29 protein-coding genes are annotated in these 25,729 nt (G+C 71.2%); 11 read left to right on the top strand and 18 right to left on the bottom strand.

Annotated elements, in window-relative coordinates; genetic code table 11:
• The first annotated feature begins 22 nt into the window (after nt 1–22).
• Together malX and ACIRHA_RS09075 are read left to right on the top strand one after the other, a co-directional pair.
• Nucleotides 23–1,615, top strand: a complete 1,593-nt coding sequence (gene malX, locus ACIRHA_RS09080; RefSeq protein ID WP_403841763.1) for a maltose/glucose-specific PTS transporter subunit IIBC — start codon at nt 23–25, stop codon at nt 1,613–1,615.
• A gap of 3 nt (nt 1,616–1,618) precedes the next feature.
• Nucleotides 1,619–2,785: a MalY/PatB family protein gene (locus ACIRHA_RS09075; protein ID WP_403841760.1), complete on the top strand. Its 1,167-nt coding sequence runs from the start codon at nt 1,619–1,621 to the stop codon at nt 2,783–2,785.
• 3 nt (nt 2,786–2,788) lie between these two features.
• Here the strand turns inward: ACIRHA_RS09075 and ACIRHA_RS09070 are convergent, their stop codons facing one another.
• The 3 genes from ACIRHA_RS09070 to msrA form a co-directional block, all read right to left on the bottom strand.
• Complete coding sequence (locus ACIRHA_RS09070) at nt 2,789–2,944, bottom strand: hypothetical protein (RefSeq protein WP_403841758.1); 156 nt, start codon at nt 2,942–2,944, stop codon at nt 2,789–2,791.
• Nucleotides 2,945–3,046: 102 nt separating this feature from the next.
• Nucleotides 3,047–4,774, bottom strand: coding sequence for an MFS transporter (locus ACIRHA_RS09065; RefSeq protein ID WP_403841756.1), 1,728 nt, complete (start codon nt 4,772–4,774; stop codon nt 3,047–3,049).
• Nucleotides 4,775–4,880: 106 nt separating this feature from the next.
• Nucleotides 4,881–5,390: a peptide-methionine (S)-S-oxide reductase MsrA gene (gene msrA / locus ACIRHA_RS09060; RefSeq protein ID WP_403841754.1), complete on the bottom strand. Its 510-nt coding sequence runs from the start codon at nt 5,388–5,390 to the stop codon at nt 4,881–4,883.
• A gap of 249 nt (nt 5,391–5,639) precedes the next feature.
• Here msrA and ACIRHA_RS09055 point away from each other — a divergent pair, with 249 nt between their 5' ends.
• Nucleotides 5,640–7,004 (top strand): FAD-dependent oxidoreductase, encoded by a 1,365-nt coding sequence (locus ACIRHA_RS09055; RefSeq protein ID WP_403841751.1) that lies wholly within the window; start codon nt 5,640–5,642, stop codon nt 7,002–7,004.
• Nucleotides 7,005–7,152: 148 nt separating this feature from the next.
• Complete coding sequence (locus tag ACIRHA_RS09050; RefSeq protein ID WP_403841749.1) at nt 7,153–7,569, top strand: 5-carboxymethyl-2-hydroxymuconate delta isomerase; 417 nt, start codon at nt 7,153–7,155, stop codon at nt 7,567–7,569.
• 122 nt (nt 7,570–7,691) lie between these two features.
• Here ACIRHA_RS09050 and ACIRHA_RS09045 read toward each other — a convergent pair whose 3' ends face one another.
• Genes ACIRHA_RS09045 through ACIRHA_RS09005 form a run of 9 tightly spaced genes read right to left on the bottom strand, consistent with a single transcriptional unit; the run spans nt 7,692 to nt 13,599 of the window.
• Entirely contained in the window at nt 7,692–8,285 is a 594-nt protein-coding gene (locus tag ACIRHA_RS09045; RefSeq protein ID WP_403841746.1) for a bifunctional 4-hydroxy-2-oxoglutarate aldolase/2-dehydro-3-deoxy-phosphogluconate aldolase, read from the bottom strand.
• A 29-nt stretch (nt 8,286–8,314) separates the two neighbouring features.
• Entirely contained in the window at nt 8,315–8,578 is a 264-nt protein-coding gene (locus ACIRHA_RS09040) for an HPr family phosphocarrier protein (protein WP_403841744.1), read from the bottom strand.
• Entirely contained in the window at nt 8,575–9,687 is a 1,113-nt protein-coding gene (locus ACIRHA_RS09035; RefSeq protein WP_403841741.1) for a DgaE family pyridoxal phosphate-dependent ammonia lyase, read from the bottom strand. Before ACIRHA_RS09035 ends, ACIRHA_RS09040 begins: the two co-directional genes overlap by 4 nt.
• Before the next feature lie 25 nt (nt 9,688–9,712).
• Nucleotides 9,713–10,459, bottom strand: coding sequence for a DUF4310 family protein (locus tag ACIRHA_RS09030; RefSeq protein ID WP_403841738.1), 747 nt, complete (start codon nt 10,457–10,459; stop codon nt 9,713–9,715).
• Between the two features lie 13 nt (nt 10,460–10,472).
• Nucleotides 10,473–11,261 (bottom strand): DUF4311 domain-containing protein, encoded by a 789-nt coding sequence (locus ACIRHA_RS09025; RefSeq protein WP_266718419.1) that lies wholly within the window; start codon nt 11,259–11,261, stop codon nt 10,473–10,475.
• Nucleotides 11,262–11,265: 4 nt separating this feature from the next.
• Nucleotides 11,266–11,601 carry a DUF4312 family protein gene (locus ACIRHA_RS09020; RefSeq protein WP_403841735.1) on the bottom strand — a complete coding sequence of 112 codons (336 nt, stop codon included), beginning with the start codon at nt 11,599–11,601 and terminating at the stop codon, nt 11,266–11,268.
• On the bottom strand, nt 11,598–11,966 hold the full coding sequence (locus ACIRHA_RS09015) for an SFCGS family glycine-rich protein (RefSeq protein WP_351331924.1): 369 nt from the start codon (nt 11,964–11,966) through the stop codon (nt 11,598–11,600). The genes ACIRHA_RS09020 and ACIRHA_RS09015 overlap by 4 nt, the downstream gene beginning before the upstream one ends.
• Before the next feature lie 24 nt (nt 11,967–11,990).
• Nucleotides 11,991–12,386, bottom strand: coding sequence for a hypothetical protein (locus ACIRHA_RS09010; protein WP_403841732.1), 396 nt, complete (start codon nt 12,384–12,386; stop codon nt 11,991–11,993).
• 52 nt (nt 12,387–12,438) lie between these two features.
• The gene (locus ACIRHA_RS09005; protein ID WP_403841730.1) at nt 12,439–13,599 is read right to left on the bottom strand and encodes an amidohydrolase/deacetylase family metallohydrolase; all 1,161 of its coding nucleotides are present in this window, start codon (nt 13,597–13,599) and stop codon (nt 12,439–12,441) included.
• Nucleotides 13,600–13,777: 178 nt separating this feature from the next.
• Between ACIRHA_RS09005 and ACIRHA_RS09000 the strand changes: the two genes are divergently transcribed.
• Nucleotides 13,778–14,524, top strand: coding sequence for an IclR family transcriptional regulator (locus ACIRHA_RS09000; RefSeq protein ID WP_403841729.1), 747 nt, complete (start codon nt 13,778–13,780; stop codon nt 14,522–14,524).
• Nucleotides 14,525–14,601: 77 nt separating this feature from the next.
• Here the strand turns inward: ACIRHA_RS09000 and ACIRHA_RS08995 are convergent, their stop codons facing one another.
• From ACIRHA_RS08995 to ACIRHA_RS08985, 3 genes are all read right to left on the bottom strand, one after another.
• Nucleotides 14,602–14,886 (bottom strand): hypothetical protein, encoded by a 285-nt coding sequence (locus ACIRHA_RS08995; RefSeq protein ID WP_403841727.1) that lies wholly within the window; start codon nt 14,884–14,886, stop codon nt 14,602–14,604.
• 112 nt (nt 14,887–14,998) lie between these two features.
• Nucleotides 14,999–15,469, bottom strand: a complete 471-nt coding sequence (locus ACIRHA_RS08990; RefSeq protein WP_403841724.1) for an SsgA family sporulation/cell division regulator — start codon at nt 15,467–15,469, stop codon at nt 14,999–15,001.
• Nucleotides 15,470–15,747: 278 nt separating this feature from the next.
• A complete protein-coding gene (locus tag ACIRHA_RS08985) occupies nt 15,748–15,954 on the bottom strand; it encodes a hypothetical protein (RefSeq protein WP_403841721.1) in 207 nt (68 codons plus the stop codon).
• 123 nt (nt 15,955–16,077) lie between these two features.
• On the opposite strand from ACIRHA_RS08985, the gene ACIRHA_RS08980 reads away from it, so the two are divergent.
• Nucleotides 16,078–16,551 carry a peroxiredoxin gene (locus tag ACIRHA_RS08980; protein ID WP_403841719.1) on the top strand — a complete coding sequence of 158 codons (474 nt, stop codon included), beginning with the start codon at nt 16,078–16,080 and terminating at the stop codon, nt 16,549–16,551.
• 9 nt (nt 16,552–16,560) lie between these two features.
• Here ACIRHA_RS08980 and ACIRHA_RS08975 read toward each other — a convergent pair whose 3' ends face one another.
• The 3 genes from ACIRHA_RS08975 to ACIRHA_RS08965 are packed head-to-tail and all read right to left on the bottom strand — an operon-like array spanning nt 16,561 to nt 20,472.
• A complete protein-coding gene (locus ACIRHA_RS08975) occupies nt 16,561–18,615 on the bottom strand; it encodes an iron ABC transporter permease (protein ID WP_403841716.1) in 2,055 nt (684 codons plus the stop codon).
• A 4-nt stretch (nt 18,616–18,619) separates the two neighbouring features.
• On the bottom strand, nt 18,620–19,603 hold the full coding sequence (locus ACIRHA_RS08970; protein WP_403841714.1) for an ABC transporter substrate-binding protein: 984 nt from the start codon (nt 19,601–19,603) through the stop codon (nt 18,620–18,622).
• On the bottom strand, nt 19,600–20,472 hold the full coding sequence (locus ACIRHA_RS08965; protein ID WP_403841711.1) for an ABC transporter ATP-binding protein: 873 nt from the start codon (nt 20,470–20,472) through the stop codon (nt 19,600–19,602). The genes ACIRHA_RS08970 and ACIRHA_RS08965 overlap by 4 nt, the downstream gene beginning before the upstream one ends.
• Before the next feature lie 143 nt (nt 20,473–20,615).
• Between ACIRHA_RS08965 and ACIRHA_RS08960 the strand changes: the two genes are divergently transcribed.
• The 5 genes from ACIRHA_RS08960 (at nt 20,616) to ACIRHA_RS08940 (ending at nt 25,638) form a co-directional block, all read left to right on the top strand.
• Complete coding sequence (locus tag ACIRHA_RS08960) at nt 20,616–21,173, top strand: Dps family protein (protein WP_403841708.1); 558 nt, start codon at nt 20,616–20,618, stop codon at nt 21,171–21,173.
• A gap of 130 nt (nt 21,174–21,303) precedes the next feature.
• Complete coding sequence (locus ACIRHA_RS08955) at nt 21,304–21,468, top strand: hypothetical protein (RefSeq protein WP_385761637.1); 165 nt, start codon at nt 21,304–21,306, stop codon at nt 21,466–21,468.
• A 113-nt stretch (nt 21,469–21,581) separates the two neighbouring features.
• The gene (locus ACIRHA_RS08950) at nt 21,582–22,070 is read left to right on the top strand and encodes an HPP family protein (protein WP_403841706.1); all 489 of its coding nucleotides are present in this window, start codon (nt 21,582–21,584) and stop codon (nt 22,068–22,070) included.
• Between the two features lie 213 nt (nt 22,071–22,283).
• On the top strand, nt 22,284–23,918 hold the full coding sequence (gene abc-f, locus ACIRHA_RS08945; RefSeq protein ID WP_403841704.1) for a ribosomal protection-like ABC-F family protein: 1,635 nt from the start codon (nt 22,284–22,286) through the stop codon (nt 23,916–23,918).
• Between the two features lie 82 nt (nt 23,919–24,000).
• A complete protein-coding gene (locus ACIRHA_RS08940) occupies nt 24,001–25,638 on the top strand; it encodes an ABC-F family ATP-binding cassette domain-containing protein (protein ID WP_403841701.1) in 1,638 nt (545 codons plus the stop codon).
• Nucleotides 25,639–25,729: the final 91 nt, after the last annotated feature.

Below are 25,729 nucleotides of genomic sequence, written 5' to 3'. Positions count from 1 at the left end.
CCCGAAAGACGACAGACCCCCCATGCAGAAGACCAAGGCCGCGCTCTGGGAGTTCCTCCAGAGCCTCGGCAAGACGTTCATGCTCCCCGTGGCGCTGCTCGCGTTCTGCGGCATCATGCTGGGCATCGGCTCGTCGCTCTCCAGCGACGCCGTCACCAACAACCTGACCTTCCTCCAGGGCCAGGGCTTCCACCTGGTCTTCACGTGGATGGCCAACACCGGCCAGGTCGCCTTCCAGTTCCTGCCCGTGATGTTCGCGATGGCCATCCCCCTCGGGCTCGCCCGCGAGGACAAGGGCGTCGCCGCATTCTCCGGTTTCGTCGGCTACGCCGCCATGAACCTCGCGGTGAACTTCTACCTCACCGCCAAGGGTGTGGACTTCGACGACGCCAAGGCGATCGCCCACTACGGCATCGCCGATGTCATCGGCATCCAGTCCATCGATACGGGACTCCTCGGCGCGGTCGCCGTTGGCATCGTTGTCAGCCTGCTTCACCAGCGTTTCCGTACGCAACGGATGCCCGACGCGCTGGCGTTCTTCGGCGGCCTGCGCTTTGTGCCGATCGTCTCCGCGCTCACGCTGAGCGTGCTCGGTCTGCTCATCCCGCTGGTGTGGCCGACGTTCAACGGCTGGATCACCGACCTGGGCCGCGCGATCGGTCACGCGGGTGTCTTCGGACCGTTCTTCTTCGGCATGGGCGAGGTGCTGCTGCGCCCGGTGGGCCTGCACCACATCCTCGTCGCCATGTTCCGCTTCACCGATGTCGGCGGTTCCGGCGCGGTGTGCGGGGACCAGGTGTCCGGCGCGCTGAACATGTTCTACGCGCAGCTCAACTGCTCCAAGCCGCCCACGGCCGCCGTCACCGACGCCACCCACTTCCTGTCGCAGGGCAAGATGGCCGCCTACCTCGGAGGTCTGCCGGGCGCCGCGCTCGCCATGTACCACTGCGCCCGCAAGAGCATGCGCCCCGAGATCAAGGCGCTCCTGGTCTCCGGCGTCGTGGCCTGTGTCGTCGGCGGCATCACCGAGCCGCTGGAGTTCCTGTTCCTGTTCATCGCGCCGTGGCTGTACCTCCTGCACGCCGTCCTCGTCGGTCTCGGCTTCCTCGCCGCCGCCGTTCTCGGGGTGTTCATCGGCAACACGGACGGCAATGTCATCGACTGGCTCGTCTTCGGTGTCCTGCAAGGGACGACCACCAAGTGGTATCTGGTGCCGGTCATCGCCGCGGTGTGGTTCGCCGTGTACTACTTCCTGTTCCGCTGGGCCATCGTGCGCTTCGACCTCAAGACGCCGGGGCGCGAGGAGGAGACCGAGGAAGAACCCGCGGAGGAGGCGCAGGAGTCGGGGGCCCCGCGTGAGCTGGTCGCCGGGAAGTACGACGCCGTGGCGATCCTCGCCGCGATCGGCGGCGCGGACAACATCACGTCCCTCGACAACTGCATCACCCGGCTCCGGCTGACGGTCGAGGACGCGGAGCGCGTGGACGAGCCGCGCCTGAAGAAGCTGGGCGCCGTCGGCGTGGTGAAGCTCGACGTGCACACCGTGCAGGTCGTCATCGGCCCGCAGGTGCAGTCCGTCAAGGACGCCATCGCCACCATGGTCCCGGTGGGCTGAGCCGTGCGACACGCCTCAACCACCTACGAATTCGACACCGTCGTCGACCGGCACGGCACTTGGTGCACGCAGTGGGACTACGTCGAGGACCGCTTCGGCGTGCCGGACCTGCTGCCGTTCACGATCTCCGACATGGACTTCGAGACGGCCCCCGAGGTCCTCACGGCGCTGCGCGCCCGGCTCGACCACGGCGTGCTCGGCTACTCCCGCTGGCGCCACGAGGACTTCCTGTCCGCGATCGTCGACTGGTACGCCGCCCGGCACGGCGCCCCCGTGGACCCCGAGTCGATCGTCTACGGCCCGTCCGTGATCTACCAGGTCGGTCAGCTGCTGCGCCTGTGGTCGCGGCCCGGCGACGGCGTCGTGGCGCACTCGCCGACGTACGACGCCTTCCCGAAGACGGTGGCCGCGCACGAACGGCGGCTGCTCACCTGCCCGTTGGGCGACTGGGCGGAGCTGGAGCGGCTGCTGGCGCTGCCGGACACCTCGGTGCTGCTGCTGTGCTCCCCGCACAATCCCACCGGTCACGTGTGGCGGGCGGAGGAGCTGGACCGCATGGCCGAGCTGTGCGCCCGCCACGGCGTGGCGGTCATCAGCGACGAGATCCACTCGGACCTCGCGCACCCGCCCGCCGTCCACCGGCCGTGGACGCTGCACGCGGGCCCCGGCACCCGGTGGGCCGTCGTCACGTCCGCGTCGAAGTCCTTCAACATCCCTGCGCTGACCGGAAGTTACGGCATCGTCGGGGACAGCGGCTCCCGGGACGCGTACCTGCACCGGCTCAAGGAGGCCGACGGCCTGTCGTCACCCGCGGTGCTGTCCGTGGTCGGCCACATCGCGGCCTACCGGGAGGGCGGCGCCTGGCTGGACGCGCTCGGCTCGTATCTGCGCGGCAACCTGTCCTACGTGGCCGAGCGTCTTGCCGAGGCGTTCCCCGAGCTCGGCTGGACGCCACCCGAGGCCGGCTACCTCGCCTGGATCGATCTGCGCCCCCTCGGTGTCGACGAGGAGGCGCTCCAGCGCGAGCTGGTCGAGCGGCAGCGGGTGGCGATCATGCCAGGCGCGGCGTACGGCGCGGCCGGTCATGTGCGGCTCAATGTGGGCTGCCCGCGCTCGAAGGTCGAGCGCGGGGTGAGCGCCCTCATCGACGGTGTACGCGCCGTCCGCTGAGGGTCAGCGGACGAGGGCGTACACGCCCCAGCCGATGAGGAACAGCACCACGATCCCGGTCAGGATCGCGGTGCCCTTCCCCGGCGGCCTCCGCAGCTCCCGCTCGAGCTCCTTCTCCTTGATGAACGCCTTGGTGTCTTCCGCGGTGCGTGTGCGCACCCACCCGTTCCCAGGACCGAACATCCCGTGTGCCTCCCCGTTTCGACTGATCTTGCGCCTAACCGAATCGGGACGGATCAAACGCGGGCCTGCGCCGGCGGTTCAGGCCCCGGCGCCGCGCAGTTCGGCCAGCGCCGCCGCGTTCAGCCGGCGCGGCGCGGAGTCCGTGGCGGTGCCGACGAGGACGACCGTGCACGCGCAGGCGTGGGTGAGGGCGGTGGTGAAGCTGCCGTCGGCGAACTGGGCGAGCGGGCCGCGCGGCGAGTGTCCGACGGCCACGGTGCGGGCGCCGGCGTCCGCCGCGTGCCGGGCCAGCGCGCGGCCGGCGGCGGCGTGGTCCCCGACGCTGTCCAGGACCTGCCCGGTGGCGGCCACGCCCTGACCCGCGAGCCGGTCGAGGTGCTCCTGCACGGCGGCGCGGGCCTGGGCCAGGTCCTCGGCGTCGGCGGCCTGGTCGTCGACCACGGCGGCCTGCCGGACGTGCACGACCTCCAGCGGGCTGCCGGTGTCCCGGGCGAGGCGCGCGGCCGCGTCGACTATGGCGGGTGCCCGGTCGTGGTCCCCGACGGCGACGACGACGCGCGGGTCGGCGCTGCGGGCCACGGCTCCCACGGGCGTCAGCGAGGGCCGCACCGGCTCGCCTCCGCCCAGGGCCGCCTCGGCCTGCCCCAGCAGCCGGTGGCCGCTGGCGAGGACCGGGATGGCGAGGAGGAAGGTGAGCGCGGCCAGGTAGAACGGCACGCTCAGGTCCATGGCGTCGGCCAGCTTCCCCGCGACGTAGGGCGCCAAGCCACCGCCGATGAACCGCAGGAAGCCGTACGCGGACGAGGCGACGGGCCGCTCCACCGGCGAGACCAGCATGACGGCCTGTGTGGTGAGCGTGTTGTTGATGCCGATGAAGGCGCCGCTGACGATGACCGCGACGATCACCACGGTGGGCGTCGAGACCCCCGCGGCGATGACCGCCATCACGACGCCGAGGCAGAACAGATTCGCGTACAGGACGGCCGCGGTGCCGTAGCGCGCCTGGAGGCGCGGCGCGAAGTACACGCTGAACAGGGCGACGAGGAGGCCCCAGCCGGTGAAGACGAGGCCGAGGTCGTGGGCCTCGAGTTCCATGGGGTACGGCGCGTACCCGAGCATCGTGAAGAAGCCCCAGTTGTAGAGCAGCGCCATGATGCCCATGGTCAGCAGGCCGCGGTGGCGCAGCGCCTTGAGCGGGGCGAGCGGGGACGTGATCTTTTTGGGCCTGGGCAGATCGGGGACCAAGGCGATGGTGGCGATGAGTGCGATGGCCATCAGGACGGCGACGCCGAAGAACGGCCCGCGCCAGCTGATCGCCCCCAACTCGCCGCCCAGCAGCGGCCCGACGGCGATCCCGAGTCCGAGCGCGGTCTCGTAGAGGATGATCGCGCCGCCGAACCCGCCGCTCGCCGACGCGACGATGACGGCGAGGGAGGTGGCGATGAACAGCGCGTTGCCGAGTCCCCAGCCGGCCCGGAAGCCGACGATGCCGTTGATGGAGCCGGTGGCTCCGGCGAGCGCCGAGAAGACGACGATGACGCTCAGGCCGACGACGAGGGTGCGTTTGGCGCCGAAGCGGCTGGAGAACCAGCCGACGACGAGCATCGCGACCGCGGTGACGATGAGGTAGCTGCTGAAGAGCAGGGACACCTGGCTGGGCGTGGCGTGCAGGCTGTCGGCCAGGGCAGGCAGGATCGGGTCGACGAGGCCGATGCCCATGAAGGAGATGACGCAGGCGAACGCGACGGCCCAGACGGCCTTGGGCTGCTTGAAGGGGCTCGTGGTCTTCGACTCCCGCTTATGCATGCGGCCATCATGTATTTACGTGTACACGGAAACAAGATGCTTGCGGGCGAGAAGACGGCTGCGGGCGCCACTCCCCCACAGGGAGTGACGCCCGCACGGCGAACGCTCAGGCGGCCCGCTTCGGCAGCTTCCAGTTCGGCCGCGGGAAGTGGCAGGTGTAACCCTCGGGGTAGTGCTCCAGATAGTCCTGGTGCTCCGGCTCGGCCTCCCAGAAGTCACCGACCGGTTCCACCTCGGTCACGACCTTGCCGGGCCACAGGCCGCTCGCCTCGACGTCCGCGATGGTGTCGACGGCGACCTGGCGCTGCACGTCGTCCACGTAGTAGATCGCGGACCGGTAGCTGCGCCCCAGGTCGTTGCCCTGACGGTCCTTCGTGGTCGGGTCGTGGACCTGGAAGAAGAACTCCAGCAGGTCCCGGTAGGTGACCACGGAGGGGTCATAGACGATCTCGATGGCCTCGGCGTGGTCGCCGTGGTGACGGTACGTGGCGTTCGGCGTGTCACCGCCGGAGTACCCCACGCGCGTCGACAGCACACCGGGCCGCTTGCGGATCAGGTCCTGCATCCCCCAGAAGCAGCCGCCTGCCAGCACTGCCCTCTCGGTTACCTCCGACATACGCCACTCCCTGCACTACCTGACACGACGAACAGATCCAACGGGTCCAACAGCGCGCGACCCACAGATCTTCCAGCTTAGGCCGAGCCCCTAAAGCGAAGCTATCGACCCCCATAAGGCAGCCTTATGTGCCCATAGACCGGACCCGCCTACTTTCTAAGGCTTGCCTTACTTTAGGCTTCCCTTCAAGCACTCGTGGCCCGACCAGCGCCTACGGACCACGGGAACCACTCGAAGGGAACCTGAACCATGCCTCGCCCCCTGAGGGTCGCCATCGTCGGAGCCGGCCCCGCCGGCATCTACGCCGCCGACGCCCTGCTCAAGTCCGAAGCGGCCTCCGAGCCGGGGGTGTCCATCGACCTCTTCGAGCGCATGCCGGCCCCGTTCGGTCTGATCCGCTACGGCGTCGCGCCGGACCACCCGCGCATCAAGGGCATCGTGAAGGCCCTCCACCAGGTGCTCGACAAGCCGCAGATCCGGCTGTTCGGCAACGTCGACTACCCGCGCGACATCGACCTCGACGACCTGCGCGCCTTCTACGACGCGATCGTCTTCTCCACCGGCGCCACCGCCGACCGGGCGCTCGACATCCCGGGCATCGAGCTCGAGGGTTCCTACGGCGCCGCGGACTTCGTGTCCTGGTACGACGGTCACCCCGACGTCCCGCGCACCTGGCCGCTGGAGGCGGAGAAGGTCGCGGTCCTCGGCGTCGGCAACGTCGCGCTCGACGTCGCGCGCGTCCTCGCGAAGACGGCGGACGAGCTGCTGCCGACCGAGATCCCGGCCAACGTCTACGAGGGCCTGAAGGCGAACAAGGCCCTGGAGGTCCACGTCTTCGGCCGTCGTGGCCCCGCCCAGGCCAAGTTCAGCCCGATGGAGCTGCGCGAGCTGGACCACTCCCCGTCCATCGAGGTCATCGTCAATCCCGAGGACATCGACTACGACGAGGGCTCGATCGCCGCGCGCCGCAGCGAGAAGCAGACCGACATGGTCGCCAAGACGCTGGAGAACTGGGCGATCCGCGACGAGGGCGACCGTCCGCACAAGCTGTTCCTGCACTTCTTCGAGTCGCCGACCGAGATCCTCGGCGAGGACGGCCGCGTCGTCGGCCTGCGCACCGAGCGCACCGAGCTGGACGGCACCGGCAACGTCAAGGGCACCGGCAAGTTCACCGACTGGGACCTCGGCGCCGTCTACCGCGCGGTGGGCTACCTCTCCGACGAACTGCCCAAGCTGCCCTGGGACATCAAGTCCGGCACCGTCCCGGACGAGGGCGGCCGGGTCATCCAGGAGAGCGGCGAGCACCTGCGGTCGACGTACGTGACCGGCTGGATCCGGCGCGGCCCCGTGGGCCTCATCGGGCACACCAAGGGCGACGCCAACGAGGCGATCGCGAACCTGCTCGCCGACCACGCGGAGGGCCGCCTCCAGACGCCGGTCTCCCCCACCCCGGAGTCCGTCGAGGAGTTCCTCGGCGAGCGCGGCATCCGGTACACGACCTGGGACGGCTGGTACAAGCTGGACGCCGCCGAGAAGGCGCTCGGCGAACCGCACGGCCGCGAGCGCGTGAAGATCGTGGAGCGCGCGGAGATGCTCGACGCCAGCGAGGCGTGACATGACGTGTGAGGGCCCGGCCGACATCGGCCGGGCCCTCACACGTACCCGCGCGTTCGAGGCGCCGAAGGCGACGGGATAAAGTGGCCGACAGGTAGATGTAAAAACCACTCACCTGCCACCCGCCTTGTCCGCCCCTGGAGGCGCCGTGCCTCAGATCACCGTCGACTACTCGCCCCGGCTCACCGACACCCTCGACCGGGCCGCCCTCGCCACGGCGCTGCACGCCCTGGTCGTGGAGGGCTCCGGCTCGCGCGGCACCTGCAAGACGTTCTTCCGCGCCGCCACGGAGACCTACGTGGTCGGCAGCGAGCACGACGACGTGCCGGTCATGCACGTGGAGGTGGCGCTGCTCCCGGGGCGCAGCGAGCGGACGATGACACGCCTGTCGCAGCGGATCCTGGCGCTGCTCCTGGAGCACGTGGGCGCGGACGCCGGTGACGACGTGGTGTGCTCGGTCGAGGTACGCCCCCTCGCGGCGTACAGCCTGTACCCGACGCGCCGCGAGTTCAGCGCGCGGACGGGCCCCCGTCCGGACCGCCACGGGTGCACACCGGCCGCTTAGCTCGGCGGTCCTACCACTGTCTTTACGTCGAACGACTCCAGGCGTTTCCCGGAGCCGTCGACCACTCGCCAGGTGTTGCCCTGTGCCAGGACGAGGTCGCCCAGGACCAGCGCGATGGCGAGTCAGCCGACGCGCTCCTTCAGCCGCGCCACGTTGGCCGCCACGTCGCCGCGTGTGAGGTCGCTGCCGATGCTCACCGAGAAGGCGCCCGCGGCAAGCCACGTGTCGGCGTCGGCCACACTCACGCCGCCCGTCGCCATGATCCGGGCGCCGGGCAGCACGGAGAGCACCGACTTCAGGTAGGCGATGCCTCCGACATGAGCGGGGAACAGCTTGGCGACGCCCCGGTCCGCCGCGACGCGCAGCTCGCTCGGAGTGAGGCCGCCCTCGACCAGGAGCCGGCCGGCGGCATCGGCGACAGGACGTACCTCGGGCACCTGGAACGGGCTCACAAGGAAGTTCGCACCGGCCGCAAGGGCGCGTTCGGCGATGTCGGGCGAGGTGACGGTGCCGAGGCCGAGTGTCACCTCGGGGAACTCCTTCGCCCAGGCCGTGACCAGGTCCTCCCAGCCGGGCGTGGTGGCGGTGAACTCGAAGGCGGTGAGGCCGCATTCCACGAGGGTGCGGGCCACCGCGTCGGCGGTGTCCGCGTCGGCCTCGCGCACGGTCGGGGTGACGCGGGCGGCGCGCAGGGCGTCGATGACTTCGGCGTGCATGGTGGACTCCGGTCAGGTACGGGCTGTGGTCATGCCGGGGCCGCGATCTCGGCGAGTGCGTCCAGGGTCGACTCGGCGTCGGCCCCGCGGGCGCGCAGCACGATGGCGTCGCCGCAGCGGATGTTGAGGGTCATGAGCGACAGGACGCTGCGGGCGGGGACCTCGTGCCCGTCGTCCCGTGCGACGGTGACGTCGGCCGAGGCGCGGGCGGCGATCTGGGCGAAGGCGGTGGCGGGGCGGGCGTGCAGGCCCGCTTCCTCGGTTACCACCAGGCGGCGTTCGACGATCGTCATCGGTTTCCTCCGTCGGATCCGTCCAGCAGTGCGGTCAGCCGGTCCACCAGCTGTTCCTCTTCGTCGGGGTTCATGGGGCGCGGGTCGATCGCGAGGCGGCCCGTGACGGCGTGATGGTCCCTCAGGTACACGCCGGTCGCGGCGAGTTCGGCGGCGAGGGCCGCCGCGTCACGGCCCGCCGTCTTGGGGTCCACGGTGAGTTCGGTGCGGTGGATGTCACGTCCCGCCTCGTCGCTGACGACCCGGGTGGTGAGGCCGGGCAGGTCCGCGAGGCGCGCGGCGAGCTTCTCCATGCGCGGCCGGTGCCCGCCGCTCTGGGCGCTGCCGTACTCGCGCAGGGCCTGGACGAGGCCGAAGAGGGTCTCCTTGCCGACCTTCATCGGGCGGGCGATCCCGCCGTACTGGGCCCGGCACGCCGCCATGTACGCGGCGCTGCCGCAGATCATCCCGGAGGTGGGTCCGCCGACGGCCTTGCCGCCGCTGTAGATCACGAGGTCGGCGCCGGTGGCGGGCCAGCGGCTCAGTTCGCCCTCGGCCGCGGCGTCGACGATGACCGGGAGGTCATGGGCGCGAGCCACTTCGATGGTCTCGGCGAGGGACACCATGCCCTTCTGCACGGCGTGGTGGGACTGGACGTACAGCAGGGCCGCGGTGCGCGGGCCGATCGCGCCGGCCAGGTGGTCGGCGCTCACCTTGTTCGCGGAGCCGACCTCGACCGGGCGGCCGCCGCCGAGCGCGACCATCTGCCGTACAGGCGCTCCGAAGTGGACGGAGTGACCGCGCGGCAGGATCACCTCGCAGGGGGCGTCGCCCGCGTCGGGCAGGGCCTCGATGCGGGACAGGTCGGTGCCTGTGATGACGGCGGCGACCGCGATGGCGATGCCGGAAGCGGCCCCGGTGGTGGGGCAGCCGTCCTCGGTGCCGGTGGCTCGGCCGATCTCGCGGCCGACGGCGGCCATCAGGTCGTCCATGACGACGTGGTGGCGGGCCGCGTCGCCCATCGCGGCGATGACACCGTCGCTGAGGACGCTGCCGCCGAGAGCCGTCATCTTGCCACTGGCGTTGATGGCGGGCGGTGTGCCGAGGTCGTGGTGGAGGGTGTGTTGCACGGTACGTCCTAAGGCCTGGAGGCGGTCACTTGCCGGGGATCGGGAAGAAGAGGCCCGCGATCATCGCGCCGATGATGGCGCCGCCGGTCAGCGGCTTCTGCCACTTGTAGAAGAGCGCGGCGCCGATGGTGGAGCCGATTCCGACGGGCAGCGAGGCGGTGGCGGCTGAGATGATGACGAGCGGGCCCAGATAGCGGCCTGCGGAGTTGCCCGCACCCATCATCACGTCGGCGCCGAACGTGGAGGTGCCGCCCGTGGAGTTCACGGTGGCACGCCGGATCGCGAGGATCGCGACGCCGATGAGACCGCCGAGGGCGGCGCCCACCGGGATCGCGAGCCAGAAGTGTTCGAGCGGCGCGGTGAATCCGGCGCCGAGCAGCATCGCGGGGATGCCGATGCCCACGCCGGTCTGGAGGGAGCCGCCGATGTCGAGGATGCCGACCATGGGCCCCTCGATGACGCGGGCGAACAGGAAGCCCGCGCCGAAGGCGGCGGCGGCGCCGTAACTGCCGTTCTCCATACCGGCCTTGAGCATGGAGGCGACCGCGACGTCGCTGAACACGCCGGTCCCGTACGTGTAGTAGAGCTGTGTTCCGGTGAAGATGCCCGCGGCCAGGCAGGCCACGAAGACCGGGAAGGCCCATTCGGAGAGCCAGAAGCTGCCCTCGCCCGGCACCTTGGTCAGGAAGCCGCCCTTGGCCGGCTGCTCGCCGGAACCGGAGCCGGACTGCGCCGGTATGCCGCCCGTGGCGGAGGTTGATGTGTCGGTCATGTCGCTGCCTGCCTCACTCGGGCTTGGTGCCGGTCACGTCGTGGAGGTGCGTGAGCCAGTGCGGGATGTCGACGTTCAGCTGCTGGAGCAGGGTGACGTCGGCCCCGCGCAGGAAGGTGCTGGCCGCGAAGAGCGTGAGCACCACGGCCGCGAGGGACTTGGTGACCTTCGTCCAGCCCAGGTCGTCGACGCCCTTGCCGATGACGATGCCGAGCACGATGCCGGGCACGGCGTTGCCCATCACGAGGTGGCCGAGGCCGCCGAGTACGGTGCCCCAGGCGCCGGCCCGCCGGCCCGCGTCGACGGCGGCCATCCAGAAGATGATCGGCATCACGGGGTTGATGAGCCACTCCGACGCGGGCCCGAGCACCTTGGCCGCGACCTCTTGCAGGGAGTGCGGGATCGAGGCGGCGGTGGTGTTGAGGAGGGTGACCAGGACCATGCCGACAGCCGTGCCGGTGATGGCCATGCGCCGCGGGTTGTGAAGGGTCTCGGCCAGCTTCCGGTTCTTGATCATCGCGACCGACGCCGTCCAGTGCGGCACGATGCGGTGGTCCACGTCGGAGGTGAGCGCGCCGGTACCGACCGCGCTCGACCAGGCGTTGAAGAGGAAGCCGAGGCCGAACGAGAAGTGGGCGACCGGATCGTTCTGACACGCGTTCAGCTCGCCGAGTGTGCGGAACGCGCCCATGCCCTGGACCTTCGGGGCGTGGAACATGCGGGCCACGCCCGCGGAGGCACCGAAGCCGATGAGTCCGCCGATGACGAGGGACTCCAGCAGGACGGTGAGGGTCTCGTTCATCGGGTCACCTCATGTGGAGGGCGTGCTGGACCGGCGAGAGCCGCTCCTCGCGCACCGTGAAGTCGACGGTTTCCAGGTCGAGGGAGGCCACCTGCACCTCGACGCGCAGGGTGAGTTCGAAGCGCTGCCGGGTGCGGGGGAAGAGCAGCCCGAGGAAGCGTTCCGTCCAGCGGTGTTCCACGGCGGAGACGACCTCAAGTTCGAGGGGCTCCACGCGGAAGCACACACCGTCGGTCACCTTGTCGACCGACGACTGCACCTGCCCGATGGCGGTGGCGAACGCCTTGTCCCTGGTGGGCCCGGAGCCGGTGAGCCGCAGGGTGTGGCGGGTCTGCTTCACGAGGCGTCCTTCCCCAGCTTCTTGATCAGCGCCTCGGTGACCTTGAAGCCCAGTTCCTCGCTGTCGAGGAAGCCGAAGCCGAGGACGGTGCGGCCCTGTTCGACGGCGGTCACGCCGGCCTGCGCCGAGCGCATGCCGAACTCGATGTCGTGGCCGTACTTGGCCTTGGCGGTGACCGCTCCGGCACCACCGCTGCCGCAGAAGGAGATGCCGAGCGCGGCGCCCTCGGCGTCCATCACGTCACCGACCTTCATGTCGGCGCCGGGGCCCGGGATGAGGACGGGCTCGCCGCCCGCCGCGCGGATGCCGTCGGCGACGGCCTGGCCCTTGCCGAGCCGGTGTCCGATCACGATCTTGACTGTCATGGCGGTGCTCCTTGGTGGGTGGGGTCAGGCCTGGGGAGTGGACTGGTGCTGGAGCTGTGCCGCCGCCTCGAAGTGCAGGGCGAGCAGCAGGACTTCGGTGTCCCCCGCGAGGAATTCGCGCGGGGTGCAGTACGTGTCGATGAGGGTGCGGGCGGCCGCCATGCGGTCGGCGCGCAGTTCGGCGGCGAGTTCCGGGTCGAGCGGGTCGAGGTGTTCGGCGGCGCGCACCCGGCGGACGAAGGCGAGCGCGTGCACGGCGAGCGCGAGCACCCGTGTCTCGTCGAAGTCGACCCCGGCGACCTGTGCATGGGCCCGTGCCAGCGGCAGGAACTCCGCCAGGTCCGCCCGGTCCTCTTCGGTGACGGGCTGCGAGGTGTCCTGGACGGCTGTCGCGAGCCGTTCGATCAGGGGCGTGCTCATTCACGGGCCTCTCGGTGGTTCGTGGTTCGGTGGAGCGGTCGGTGGGTGGGACTCAGCCTGGTGCGGTCCCGGGGGTGTGCAGGCGTCCGGCGCGCAGCGTCGCGACCGCCTTCAGGTGGGTGGGGGTGGTACGTGTGTCGCCGTCGGCGTCGGTCAGCACGACGGCGCCCTCGGCGAGGCGCAACAGCGTCAGGTCGGCGGCTCCTCCGACGCGCAGGGTGCCCAACTCGTCGTCCAGGCCGAGCACTTGAGCGGGGTGCAACGTCGCGCAGCGGATCACCTGGTGCGGCGAGAGGCCGAGCGCGAGCAGTTTGTTGAGCGTGGTGACGAGCGAGTGGACCGGCCCCTCGGCGTTGCCCACGTGCACGTCCGTGCTGATGGTGTGCGGGGTGAAGCCCGCGGCGAGGGCCCGTTCGGCGGTGGCGAAGTTGAGGCTGGCGCTGCCGTGACCGACATCGAGCCGCACCCCGCGCGCCACGGCCCGGCGCGCGGCGTCCTCGCTGCCGAACAGACCGCCGGGCTTGCCGTGGAATGCGTGCGTGACGACGTCGCCCTCGCCGAGCAGGTCCAGCACGTCGGCGAGGCGCGGCGGTTCGTTCCCGACGTGCACCATCACCGGCCGGCCCACCCGCTCCGCGACCCGCTTGGCGGCCCGCAAGGGTTCGAGGCCGCTGTCGCCGAGGACCGAGGAACTCATCCGCACCTTGATGCCGCGCACCCGGTCGGGGTGCTCGCGCAGCAGCTTCTCGGTGGCCGCCTCGTCGATGTCGTCGGGACCGCCGGCGAGTTCGGTGCGGCCGTGGACGAGGCCGTGCCGGGAGATGTTGAGCCAGCTCAGGACGCGGGTCGCGGCGGCGTTGACAACGTTGCCCGCGAAGTCGTCCCAGTGGTCGCTGCCACAACTGCCCGCGTCCACGACGGTGGTGACACCCTGATCGACGCCGACCGTGTCGGCGGGCACACCGAGCGAGGTACGGGGCGCGTAGACATGCGAGTGGAGGTCGATGAGGCCGGGTGCCACCAGCAGGCCCGTGGCATCCACGCGCTCCTCGCCGTCCAGCGTGCCGGGGTCCCCGGCCGCGACGATCCGGCCGCCCCGCACGGCGAGGTCACCGGCGTGGGGCTCCGGGCGCAGGGGGTCGGCCAACAGGCCACCGGAGACGACGAGATCGAATCGTTGCGGACCTTCGGAAGGAGCTGCGTGCACAGCCATGGACGGCGACCTTTCCCGGCATGAGAGTGGTGCGTGCGACGACGGGCGCAGCGGAGCCCGGCTGGGCACACCGCTGCTGGACACCCGAGTCGAGGACCCAAGTTCGTTCCGTGGAGTAGAATGCTGTTCCGCTCGGCGGATCGAGTGGAAACATAGCCCGCGTCTCCTCGGAGGGTCAATGGAACCGAGCAAGCCCGCGAATTCCGTCGTCAAGGCGCTTCGAGTGCTGCACGCCGTGGCGCGTGCGGACGGACCGCACAGGCTCGGCGACATCGCGGAGCGCTCCGGCGTCTCCAAGGCCAGCACACACCGGGTCCTCGCCACACTCGTCGAGGAGGGGTACGCCGCCGCCGACGGCGAGGGCCGCTACGGCTGCGGAAACCAACTGCGCGCGATGGCCGCGCAGGTACTGTCCGACGACGCGGTCGGCATCGACGCCGTGCTGCGCGCGCTGCAGCAGCGGATCGGGCAGGCCGTGCACCTGGCGGTGCCGAGCGGGGACCACGCCACGTACACGCACAAGGTCGATCCGGGTCACGCCTACCGGATCGCCACCGACGTCGGCGCCCCGCTGCCGCTGCACGCGACCGCCGCGGGCAAGGCGCTGCTGGCCCATCTGCCGGCCGACGAGGCCGCCGCCGTCCTCGACCGCACCGGCCTGCCCGCCCGCACCCCCCGCACACACACCGACCGGGCGGCCCTCATCGAGGAGTTGGCGGCGATCCGCGATGCCGGGCACGCCACCGACTACGAGGAGGCGGACGCGTCGATCTGCTCGATCGCGGCCCCGGTCCTCGACGCGGACGGCACGCCGGTCGCCGCCGTCTCGGTCTCCTCGCTCACCTTCCTCGTCACCGAGGAGCAACTGGCCGGGTTCGCCCCGGCGGTGCGGCAGGCGGCGCAGGACGTGTCACGCCGCTTGTGACGACACACCAGAGCCCCCGCACACCTGATGTGCGGGGGCCCTCCCGGTGGTGTCACCACCCGGTGCCACGGCGGGGTTCAGGCGGCGCATCCGCACTGACCACAACATCCCAGCCAGCGGCGCAGCGTCGCGTGCACGTCGTCCGGGAGCGCACTGAGCCGCTCGATGGCCTCCGTGTCACCGGGCGAGGGCGCGATGCCCGACGCCGTGAGCACGGCGTGCAGTTCGAGGCGGCGCATGTCCTTCGGGTCGACCCGCGGAGGCAGGCGGTGCGCCGGGTTCGGCGGGGCCAGCAGCCAGTCGTCGGCCCAGTCGATGGCGCGGATCTGCTCTTCGTCCAGCCCGGTCGCGATGGTGTGCATGCCGGTCTCCTTCGTGGCGTACGCCGTTGTCTCGAAGGCAGAGAGCCACGGGAACCGTGCACCGGTTGCGGCCGGGGCCGAGGACCACATGAAAGGCGCAATGCGCGGATTGTCACGCATTTCCTGCGTCGCCAGGGCGTCCCCTTTCGTCGAGGAACAGCTCCAACTCCCGGTCCATCGCGCCCTCATCCGCCTCCGCCCCGAACGGGACGAGGGCGTGACTGCGCTCCAGATAGGTGAGCAGCGCCCGGTGCCCCATCACGAAGCGGACCGGTTCGCCCGCGCGTTCGCCGCGGACCTCGATCTCCACGCCGAGCGGCTCGCCCTCCAGCGCGACGGGCCGAACCGTGACGTCGCCGATGCCCGCCGCGCAGGTGAGTCCCGCGGAGAGCAGATCGCGGGACAGCGTCCAACTCCCGCCGCGTGACGCACCCTTGGGTGCGACGATCCGGACGACCAAGGGGTCGTCCGCGCTGTACCGCAACTGCATCTCGCACGCGAGCCGCTCGCCGTCCGGGTAGGCGAGAACTCCCGTGGCCAGCGCCTCCAGGCGCCCATACGTGTGCCGTTCGTCAGGGCTCACCCTGACCCACCCCATCCCTGCTGTCGCACCTGTGCGGGAGCACTCACCACTCCATGCCCCGCACCCGGCGGCACTGCCGGTGCGTGGGGTCGCCCGGCCCATCACTGCTCCCGCCGGACTGTGCTGCCGCCCGACAAGGGCGACATTCCCAACCTTAGGCCAAGGGGCATACACCGAGTGGCATATGCGCGAATGACCAGACGGCCTTCACAGCCAGTTCGACGCGAGGGGCGGACACCGCAGGAACGTTCGAGCACACCGCTCCCCTACGGCGCCGATCAGACGTCGTCCTCCGCTCCGGGCAGGTGGGTGTCACCGTCCGACCAGTGGTTGATCCAGCCACAAGCGCCGCACGCGTAGCGGCCGTTGATGCCTGCCACCACGGATCCGCAGCCACCGCACTGCTTCTCGGTGACCTGCTGTCCGGAGAGGAAGGCAGCAGCGGCCACTGCCGTCTCCACGTTCTGGTCATGCGACACGTCCATAAAGCGCCCTTACCCAGCTCGCACCGGATCAACATCCCCGGGGCACTTTCTGTTCGGCACAACCTACTGTTCGGTATACGTGAGCGGAGCACACATCCGCCGTCGACCCCTGGGAGGGACCCCATGCCCGCTGCTGGACGGATCCAAGCCGGATTCCGCGTCGAGGACTTCACGCTGCCCGACGAGACGGGGGCGCCGACCTCGCTGTCGTCCCTGCTCTCCGATGGGCCGGTCGTGCTCTTCTTCTACCCGGCCGCGCTCACCCCCGGCTGCACCGCGGAGGCCTGCCACTTCCGGGATCTGGCGGCCGAGTTCGCGGCGGTCGGCGCGCGCCCGGTGGGGATCAGCGCCGACGCCGTCGAGCGCCAGCGGGAGTTCACGCAGCGGCACACCCTCGGGTTTCCGCTGCTGTCGGACCCGGAGGGCGAGGTGCGCGGCCGGTTCGGGGTGGCGCGCGGATTCGGCCCGCTGCCGACCAAGCGCGCCACGTTCGTGATCGGCACCGACCGGCAGGTGCTCGAGGTGGTCCGCAGCGAGTTCAGGATGAGCGCGCATGCGGACCGGGCCCTCGAGGTGCTTCGTACGAAGGCAGGGTGAAGCCCCTCCCTAACGCCGTCCGCGAACCAGCAGGTACACGAAGTACGGCGTGCCGACGACGGCCGTCATCAGGCCCGCGCCCAGCTGGGCCGGGGCGATGACGTAGCGGCCCAGCAGGTCCGCGACGCAGACGAGGGCGGCGCCCAGGAGCATCGCGACGGGGACGACACGCACGTGCTTGCGCCCGACCAGGGCGCGGGCCGCGTGCGGTGCGACGAGGCCGACGAAGCCGATCGTTCCCGCGGCGGCGACGGCCGTGGCGCTGAGCAGCACGCTGAGCACCAGGAAGCCGAGGCGTCCGCGCGCGAGGTCGAGGCCGAGGAGGCGGGGCGTGTCCGCGTCGAGCGAGACGAGGTCGAGTTCCTTGCGCCGGGCGACCGCGATGACGGCGCCGACGACGAGCACGGCCGCGACCGGCAGCACGTCCTGGAAGCCGCGCCCATACGTCGAACCCGACAGCCACACCAGGGCCTTGGTCGCGCTGAACCGGTCGGTGAGCACGATCAGAAGGCTGATCAGCGCCGCCGTCCCCGACGCCGTGCCGACCCCGACCAGGACGAGCCGGCTCTGCTGGAACCCACCCTTGGCCGCGAGTCCGAAGACGATGGCGGACGTGACGGCGGCGCCCGCGAACGCCGCGCCGGCGATGCTCCACGACCCGGCGCCGGGCACCGTGGTGACCAGCAGGACGGCGCCGAGCGCGGCGCCGCCGGAGACACCGAGGACGCCGGGTTCCGCGAGCGGGTTGCGGGTCACGGACTGCACGAGGGTGCCGGACAGGGCGAGCGCCGCGCCCGCGCACAGGGCGGCCAGGACGCGCGGCACCCGGGTGTCCAGGACGAACGTGATGGCCTGACCGGCCTGCCCGCCCGCCCAGTTGACGACGTCGCCGAGGAGCAGGGTGCTGTCGCCGAGGAGGACGCCCGCGATGGCCGTGCCGACCAGCACGGCCGCCAGGGCGGCCACGGTGACCGCGAGGACCTTGCGGCTCGGGATGCGCATCCGGTCCGGCGGCGCGGCGGCTTCCCCGTCCCGCAGCCGCAGCGCCATCACGACCAGGAACACCGCGCCGACGACGCTGGTGACCACGCCCGTCGGCACGGTGACCGCCACCTGGGCGGAGGTCACGGCGCGCAGCAGCAGATCGGAGCCGAGCACGAGCGCGGCGCCGACGAGGCCTGCGACGGGGATGCGCACCCGGTGCCGTACGAGCGAACGCACGCGGCGGGCAACGGGCCTGACCAGGGCCGGGGCGCACAGGCCCACGAAGCCGATCGGTCCTGCCAGGGTGACGGCGGCCGCCGAGATGAGCGCGGCGAGCACGACGGCGGTGACGCGGGTGCCGCGCACCGGGATGCCGAGGCCGCGCGCCGCGTCGTCCCCGAGGGTCAGCCCGTCCACCCGGCGGGCGAGCAGGATGAGGCCGATGAGCGCGGCGACCACGATGGGCGCCATGCGGGCCACTCCGGCGAAACCGTTCTGGGCGATGCTGCCCTGGTTCCACTGGTAGAGGCCCTCGGTCTGTTCGGGGAAGAGCAGGATCAGCGACTCGGTGACGGCGTTGAGGCCGAGGGCGAGGGCGCTGCCCGCGAGGACCAGGCGGACGGTGGTGGCGGCGCGCCCGGCGAGCCCGAGCACGACGGCGGCCGCGGCGAGTCCGCCGACGAAGGCGACGGCGGAGGACGCGAACACGGAGGCGGTCGCGCCGGTGGCCGCGAGCACGCCGAGCGCGAGGTACGAACCGGCGTTGACGGCAAGGGTGTCGGGCGAGGCGAGCACATTGCGGCTGACCGCCTGAAGCACGGCGCCCGCGGCGCCGAGCGCCACGCCGACGAGCAGCCCGGCCACCATGCGCGGCAGCCGGGAGGCGACGACGACGGAGGCGTCGCCCGCCTCGGCCTGCCCGGTGAGGGCCTGCCACACCTGGCGGGCGCCGACGTCGGCCGTGCCGTAGGTGATGTCGACGACGGCGAGCACGGCGACGAGCAGCACGAGCCCGGCCGTCACCCCGACGGCGCCGAAGGACGGCGCCGTCAGAGTGCGGGGAGGTGCGGAGACGGCCACGTGCCTACTTCTTCGTCAGGGCGGCGACGACGCCGTCGATGTACTGCTCCATCGACTTCGGCCCGCCGAACAGCCAGGTGCCGTCGGGCAGTCGGTGCACGTCACCGGCCTTCACGAAGGGCAGCGACTTCCATACGGAGTTGTCCGCGAGGTCCTTGGCGAAGACGTCGGAGCCGCCGGCCTTCTTGTTGCTGATGTAGGTGAACCGGACGTCGCCGCCGAGCCCGGTGAGGCCCTCGACGTCGGTGGTGGCCAGGCCGTAGTCCTTGTCGCCCTTGACCTTCCAGGCGTTCTTCAGACCGAGGTCCTCGTTGACGGAGCCGAGCAGGGAGCCACTGGTGAAGGCGCGTACGGAGACCTGGTTGGAGGCTGAGTAGCCGTCGGCAGTGGCGATCTTCGAGCCGTCGGCGCCCGCGTCCTTCAGGGCCTTCTTGCCCTCGGCGAGCTTCGCCTCGTACGCCTTCTTGGCGGCCTTGGCCTCGTCTTCCTTGCCGGTGGCCTTCGCGATGGTGTCGAGGGTCTCGAACACCGTGCCGACCTGGTCGGCGCCGTCGGCCGACTTCACCTGGAGGACCGGGGCGATCTTCTTCATCTGCTTGACGGCGGACGCCGACAGGTCGTTCGTGGCGATGATGAGGTCGGGGGTGAGGCCCGCGATGCTGTCCATGCTGGGCTCGCCCCGAGTGCCGATGTCCTTGGGCGAGTTGGTGAGCGGCGCGGCGGTGTCCCAGGCCTTGTAGCCCTTGACGTCGGCGACGCCCGCGGGGTCGACGCCGAGCGTGACGAGGGACTCGACGACGTTCCACTCGGTGCCGACGACCTTGGTCGCCGGGCCGTCCAGGCGCACCTTGGAGCCGTCCGCGCCGGTCAGGGTGATCTTCTCGGACTTGGCGTCGGAGCCGGCCTTCGCGGGCTCGGAGGTGCCGCAGGCGGACAGGACGAGGGCCGCGGCCGCGGCCGCCGAGGCGATGATCAGGGGGCGTCTCATGAGGTGCTCTGGAGCCTTTCGCTTCTGCTGTGGTGACGGCCTATCGCGCGAGTGCGCAGCCGTCCGGTGAAGGGGTCTGTGTCGACGTCGACGCGGATGCCGTACGTCTCGGTGAGGCGCTCGGAGCGCAGTACGTCCTCGGGGGCGCCGTCGGCGATGACGCGGCCTTCGCTGAGCAGCGCGATCCGGTCGGCGACGGCGGCGGCCTGGTCGAGGTCGTGCAGGACGACGCCGACGGCGATGCCGCCGTCGTCCGCCAGGTCCCGCATGAGGTCGAGGAGTTCGATCTGGTAGCGCAGGTCGAGGTAGGTGGTCGGCTCGTCGAGGAGGAGCACGCCGGTCTGCTGGGCGAGGCAGCTCGCCAGCCACACGCGCTGCAACTGTCCGCCGGAGAGCTGGTCGACGCCCCGGTCCGCGAGTGTCTCGACTCCGGTCATCGAGAGGACCTCTGCGACGACCTCGGCGCCTTCGGCGTCGGCCTGGCCCCACCGGCCGCGGTAGGGGTAGCGGCCGAACTCGACGACGTCGCGCACGGTGAGCCCGCCCGGCGTGGGCCGGCTCTGCGTCAACAGGGCGACTCGGCGGGCGAACTGACGGGCGGTGAGGTCGAAGCCGTCGGCGGCGTCGGACGTTCCCGGATCGAGGCTCAACGTGCCGTGCCGGGGCTTCTGCAGCCGTGCGACGGTCCGCAGCAGCGTCGACTTCCCACTGCCGTTGGGGCCGACGAGGGCGGTCACTTCGCCGGGCTTGAGGACAAGGGCCGCGTCGTGCACGACGTCGACTCCGTCGTACGACACGGTCACATGCTCGGCCGACAGTTCGTGACCGCGCGGACGAGGGGCGCTACCTGCGCGTTCACCAGATCTCACGCCCTGAAGGTTAGCCTAACCTTACTCACCGTGGAACCCCGGGGGCCGCCTTCCGATCGGCGCCGACCATGAATGGATCCGGCATGCGGGGTAGTCCGTCAGTGCAGGTCATACCGCACGAAGTCCGAAGGGAGACACGCACCATGGCTCTGCGGAGCAACCCGAAGTACACCGTCCCCGGCCTCTCCGTGGCCGAGGCGGGCGAGCTCATCGACATCCTGCAACTGCGCCTGCACGCCCTCAACGATCTGCACCTCACGCTCAAGCACATCCACTGGAACGTCGTCGGACCGCACTTCATCGCCGTGCACGAGATGATCGACCCGCAGGTCGAGAAGGTCCGGGAGATGGCGGACGAGGTCGCGGAACGCGCCGCGGCGCTCGGCGGAGTCAGCCACGGCACACCCGGCGTGCTCGTCGCCGCGCGGACCTGGGAGGACTACAGCGTCGGCCGGGCGGACGCCCTCGCGCACCTCGGCGCACTCGACGTCGTCTACACGGGTCTCGTCGAGGACGTCCGCAAGGCGGTCGAGCAGACCGGCACGATGGACCTGGCCACCCAGGACCTGCTGATCGGGCAGCTGCGCGACCTCGAGAAGTTCCAGTGGTTCGTCCGCGCCCACCTGGAGACGGCGGGCGGCGCCCTGCGCACCAGTGACGCCGACACCGAGACGGAGGCGGCACGCCAGGCCGTACGGTGAGGCCGACGGGCCCGATCGTGTGACTGCGGCCCGCCGGTGCACCCGCGCACCACCGGGTGTGTCTACGGTGGGAGTTCGTCAATTGTTGAGCCGACGCGGCACCGCGCCGCGTCGGCCGTGAGGAGCTCTCATGTCCGACGAAGAGCCGCAGCGCACACGGAAGTTGGGCGTCGAGATGCGGCAGGTGTCGCTGGACGACGGCAGCGTGATGACGATCGTGTGCGACGCGGGCCTGTCCGAGGCGGATGTGCGCTCGCGGGCGACACGGATCGCCGAGGACAACCGGCGGCAGTAGCGGGCCCTGGCCTTCCTTGGCCGGGTTTTTTGCCCGAGAGGCAAGCAAAATGCCAGGGCTTCAACATTTTGTTTATGATCACCGGGTCCCCGCTCCCCCTGCCCGGAGATCGCATGTCCACGCCCCCGTCCGCCGTACCCGGCCCCCATCCCCTGCACGCCCTGCGGGCCACCGTCTTCGCGATCGGCGCCCTGCTGGTGCTGGTCGGCGTCGGCGTGCTGCTGCGACAGCCGCTCCTGATACCCCCGCTCGCCGCGAGCGCCGCCCTGGTGCACGGCGCGCCCGGACTGCCGATCTCGCAGCCGCGCAATCTCGTCGGGGGCCAGCTGATCTCCGCCGCCATCGGGTTCGGGACGCTCGCGGTGACGGGGAGCAACGGATGGGGCGCGGCCGTCGCCGCCGGGCTCTCGCTGGGGGCGATGATGCTCACCCACCTCTCCCACTCCCCCGCCGCCGCCACCTCGGTGATCGTCGTACTACAGGCCCCGCACCCCGTCCCCTTCCTCTCCCTGCTCGCGCTCGGCACCGGGCTGCTGGTCGTCGTCGGACTGCTGCCCGGCCGGATCGGCGGACACCCGGTCCGCTATCCGTTGAGCTGGTGACCGGCCGTCCCCAGCTGTTAGTGTTCTTGGACCTTTCGCCTCTTGAGGAGAACGAACATGGCGGTGGACGACGACATCTCCGGGTGATGACCCGGCTCTGACAGGCCAGCGGCCGGTGCGCGGATGCATCGCCGGTGTGGCCTCACAGTCGTCCCCTTTTCCTGTTCCGGGCAGCCGTATCGGTCTGCCCGTCTCCCACGCGAGGTCTCTTCCGTGTCCGACGCTTCCGTCGTCTGCTCGAACCTGTCCTTCTCCTGGCCCGACGACACCCCGGTGTTCGACGGCCTCTCCTTCTCCGTGCCGTCCGGCCGCACCGGTCTCGTGGCCCCGAACGGCGCGGGCAAGAGCACACTGCTCAAGCTGATCGCCGGTGAGCTGAAGCCCACTGTCGGCTCGGTGACCGTGCAGGGTGTGCTCGGCCATCTCCCCCAGAACCTGCCGCTGGCCGGCTCGCTCACCGTGGCCGAGGTGCTCGGTGTCGCCGAGATCGTCCGGGCCATCGACGCCGTCGAGTCCGGTGACGTGAGCGAGGAGCACTTCACCGTCATCGGCGACGACTGGGACATCGAGGAGCGCACCCGCGCCGAACTCGACTCCCTCGGTCTCGGCACGCTCGCCCTCGACCGGCGTCTCGACACCCTCAGCGGCGGCCAGATCGTGTCCCTGGGCCTCGCCGCCCAGCTGCTGCGCCGGCCCGATGTGCTGCTCCTCGACGAGCCGACCAACAACCTCGACCTCGACGCACGCCGCCACCTCTACGACGTACTGGAACGCTGGAACGGCTGCCTGCTGCTGGTCAGTCACGACCGCGCGCTCCTCGACCGTATGGAGCGGATCGCCGAACTGCACCACGGTGAACTGCGCTGGTACGGCGGCAACTTCACCGCGTACGAGGAGGCGGTGGGCGCGGAGCAGGACGTCGCCGAGAAGAACGTCCGCAACGCCGAACAGGAGGTGAAGCGCGAGAAGCGGGAGATGCAGCAGGCCCGCGAGCGCGCCGAGCGCCGCGCGAGCAACGCCGCACGCAACCTGAAGAGCGCCGGACTGCCCAAGATCTTCGCGGGGACCATGAAGCGCGGCGCCCAGGAGTCCGCGGGGCGGGCCGGGCAGACGCACGCGGCGCGCGTCGGCGATGCCAAGGCGCGCCTCGACGAGGCGGAGCGCGCCGTGCGCGACGATCCTCGCCTCGTCCTCGATCTGCCCGACACGAAGGTGCCCGCGGGCCGCACCCTCGTACTGGCCGAGCACGCGCAGGTCCGCCATGGCGAGCGGGACCTGTTCGCCGCCTCAGGCGTCGACTTCGCGGTGCGGGGCCCCGAGCGCATCGCGCTGACGGGTCCCAACGGGGCGGGGAAGACGACCCTGTTGCGGCTCGTGAGCGGCGGTCTCCAGCCGAGCGGCGGCAGCGTGAAGCGGGCCGACGGCCGGATCGCCTATCTGTCGCAGCGTCTGGACCTGCTCGACCCCGAGCGCACCGTCGCGGAGAACTTCGCCACGTTCGCGCCGGGGCGCCCCGAGGCGGAGCGGATGAATCTGCTGGCCCGGTTCCTGTTCCGCGGCCCGCGCGCCCAGCTGCCGGTCGGGGTGCTGTCCGGCGGGGAGCTGCTGCGGGCCACCCTGGCCTGCGTGCTGTGCGCGGAGCCGGCCCCGCAGCTGCTGCTCCTCGACGAGCCGACGAACAACCTCGACCTGGTCGGCGTGGGGCAGTTGGAGAGCGCGCTGGCCTCGTACCAGGGCGCGTTCATGGTGGTCAGCCATGACGAGCGGTTCCTCGCGCGGATCGGTGTGGAGCGCGGGCTGCGGCTCGCGGGCGGCGAGCTGACCGAGGTGGGGGCGCCCGAGATGTGACCCGCCGGCGTGACGACATGGTCCGCCCGAGGCGTACGCCCGGCGGGCCCCACTGCTGCTCACGTCGGACGGAACACACCTCATGCCCAAGCCCGCCCTCATCGCCCACGACCTGATCCGCACCCTCGGCACGCGCCGCGTCCTCGATGGTGTGTCGCTCACCGCCGCTCCCGGCCGCCGCATCGGCCTGATCGGCGAGAACGGGGTCGGCAAGTCGACCCTGCTGCGCCTGCTCGCGGGCGTCGACACCCCCGACTCCGGGAGCGTCGTACGACCGCCCGACCTCGGCTTCCTCCAGCAGGAGGCGCCGTACGACGCCACGACGACGATCGCGGACGTGCTGGCCGACGCGCTGCGCGAGACCCGCGCCGCGCTCACCGAGCTCGACCGGCTCGGCGAAGAGCTCGCCCGGACGCCGGAGGACTCCGACACGTACCCGGAACTCCTCGACACCTATGGCCAGTTGCTCGAGAGCGCCCGGGAGCGCGAGGCGTGGGACGCGGACCGGCGCGCCGAGATCACCCTCGCCGGCCTCGGTCTCGGGGCGCTCGCGCACACCCGCCCCCTGGGTTCGCTCTCCGGTGGCCAGCGCGGGCGGCTTGCCCTGGCCGCACTGCTCGTGCGCCGTCCCGCCGCGCTGCTGCTCGACGAGCCGACGAACCATCTCGACGACGACGCCGCACTGTTCGTGGAGGAACAGGTGCGGGCGCTGCCCGGCGTGGTCGTCCTCGCCAGCCACGACCGGGCGTTCCTCGACGCCGTCTGCACGGACCTCGTCGACCTCGATCCGGCGGTGGAAGGGCCCGTGCGGTTCGGCGGCAACTACAGCGCCTACCTCGGGGAGAAGCGGGCCGAGCGGGAGCGGTGGGAGCGGCGGTTCGCCGAGGAGCAGGAGGAGTTGGCGGCGCTGCGGCACGCGGCCGGTGTCTCGGCGCGCCGTGTCGCCCCGGACCGCGGCCCGCGCGACAACGAGAAGATGGGGTACGGCGTCCGCGCCAACCGGGTGCAGAGCCAGATCTCACGCCGGGTCCGCAACGCCACCCGGCGCCTGGAGGACCTGGAACGCACACAGGTCGCCGCGCCTCCTCCGCCGCTGCGCTTCCGGCCCGACCGTCTCGCCGACAGGTCGGGCGAGGACATCGACGAGCCGCTCGTGTCCCTGCGGGCGGTCGAGGTCCCCGGGCGGCTGACGCTGGACCGGCTCGACGTCTCCCCCGAGGACCGCCTGCTCGTCACCGGCGCCAACGGCACGGGGAAATCAACCCTGTTGGCGCTCCTCGCCGGGCAGCTGACGGCGCGCGGCGGGACACGGCGGCGGGCGGGCCTGTCGGTGGGGCTGCTCGCCCAGGACACCGTGTTCGCGCGGCCCGAGCGCACCGCCCGGGACACGTACGCGCGGGCGCTGGGGTTCGCGCGGGCCGAGGCGGTGCCGCTGTCCGGGCTCGGCCTGCTGGGCCCGGCCGACCTCGGCAAGCCCGTGGGCCGGCTGTCGGTCGGCCAGCGGCGCCGGCTCGCGCTCGCGCTGCTCGTGGCGGACCCGCCGGAACTGCTGCTGCTCGACGAGCCGACGAACCACCTGTCTCCCACACTGTGCGACGAGTTGGAGGACGCGCTGGGCGCGGGCCCCGGCGCCATCGTCGTCGCCTGCCACGACCGCCGGCTGCGCGAGCACTGGAAGGGCCGCGAGATCCGGCTCGGCCCGAACGCCCGCGAGGGGTGACCCGGTGGTCGCCAAATAGGTGTCCACACAATGCCTCCACAAAGGTTCCAGTTCCTCCATAACGTTCGAGTCGATGACCACGACGCATTCG

It is taken from the genome of Streptomyces sp. NPDC102360 (assembly GCF_044766085.1).
Lineage (GTDB): Bacteria > Actinomycetota > Actinomycetes > Streptomycetales > Streptomycetaceae > Streptomyces.
The sequence above is the reverse complement of the archived record's forward strand: the minus strand, read 5'-3'. Positions and strand labels throughout refer to the sequence as shown.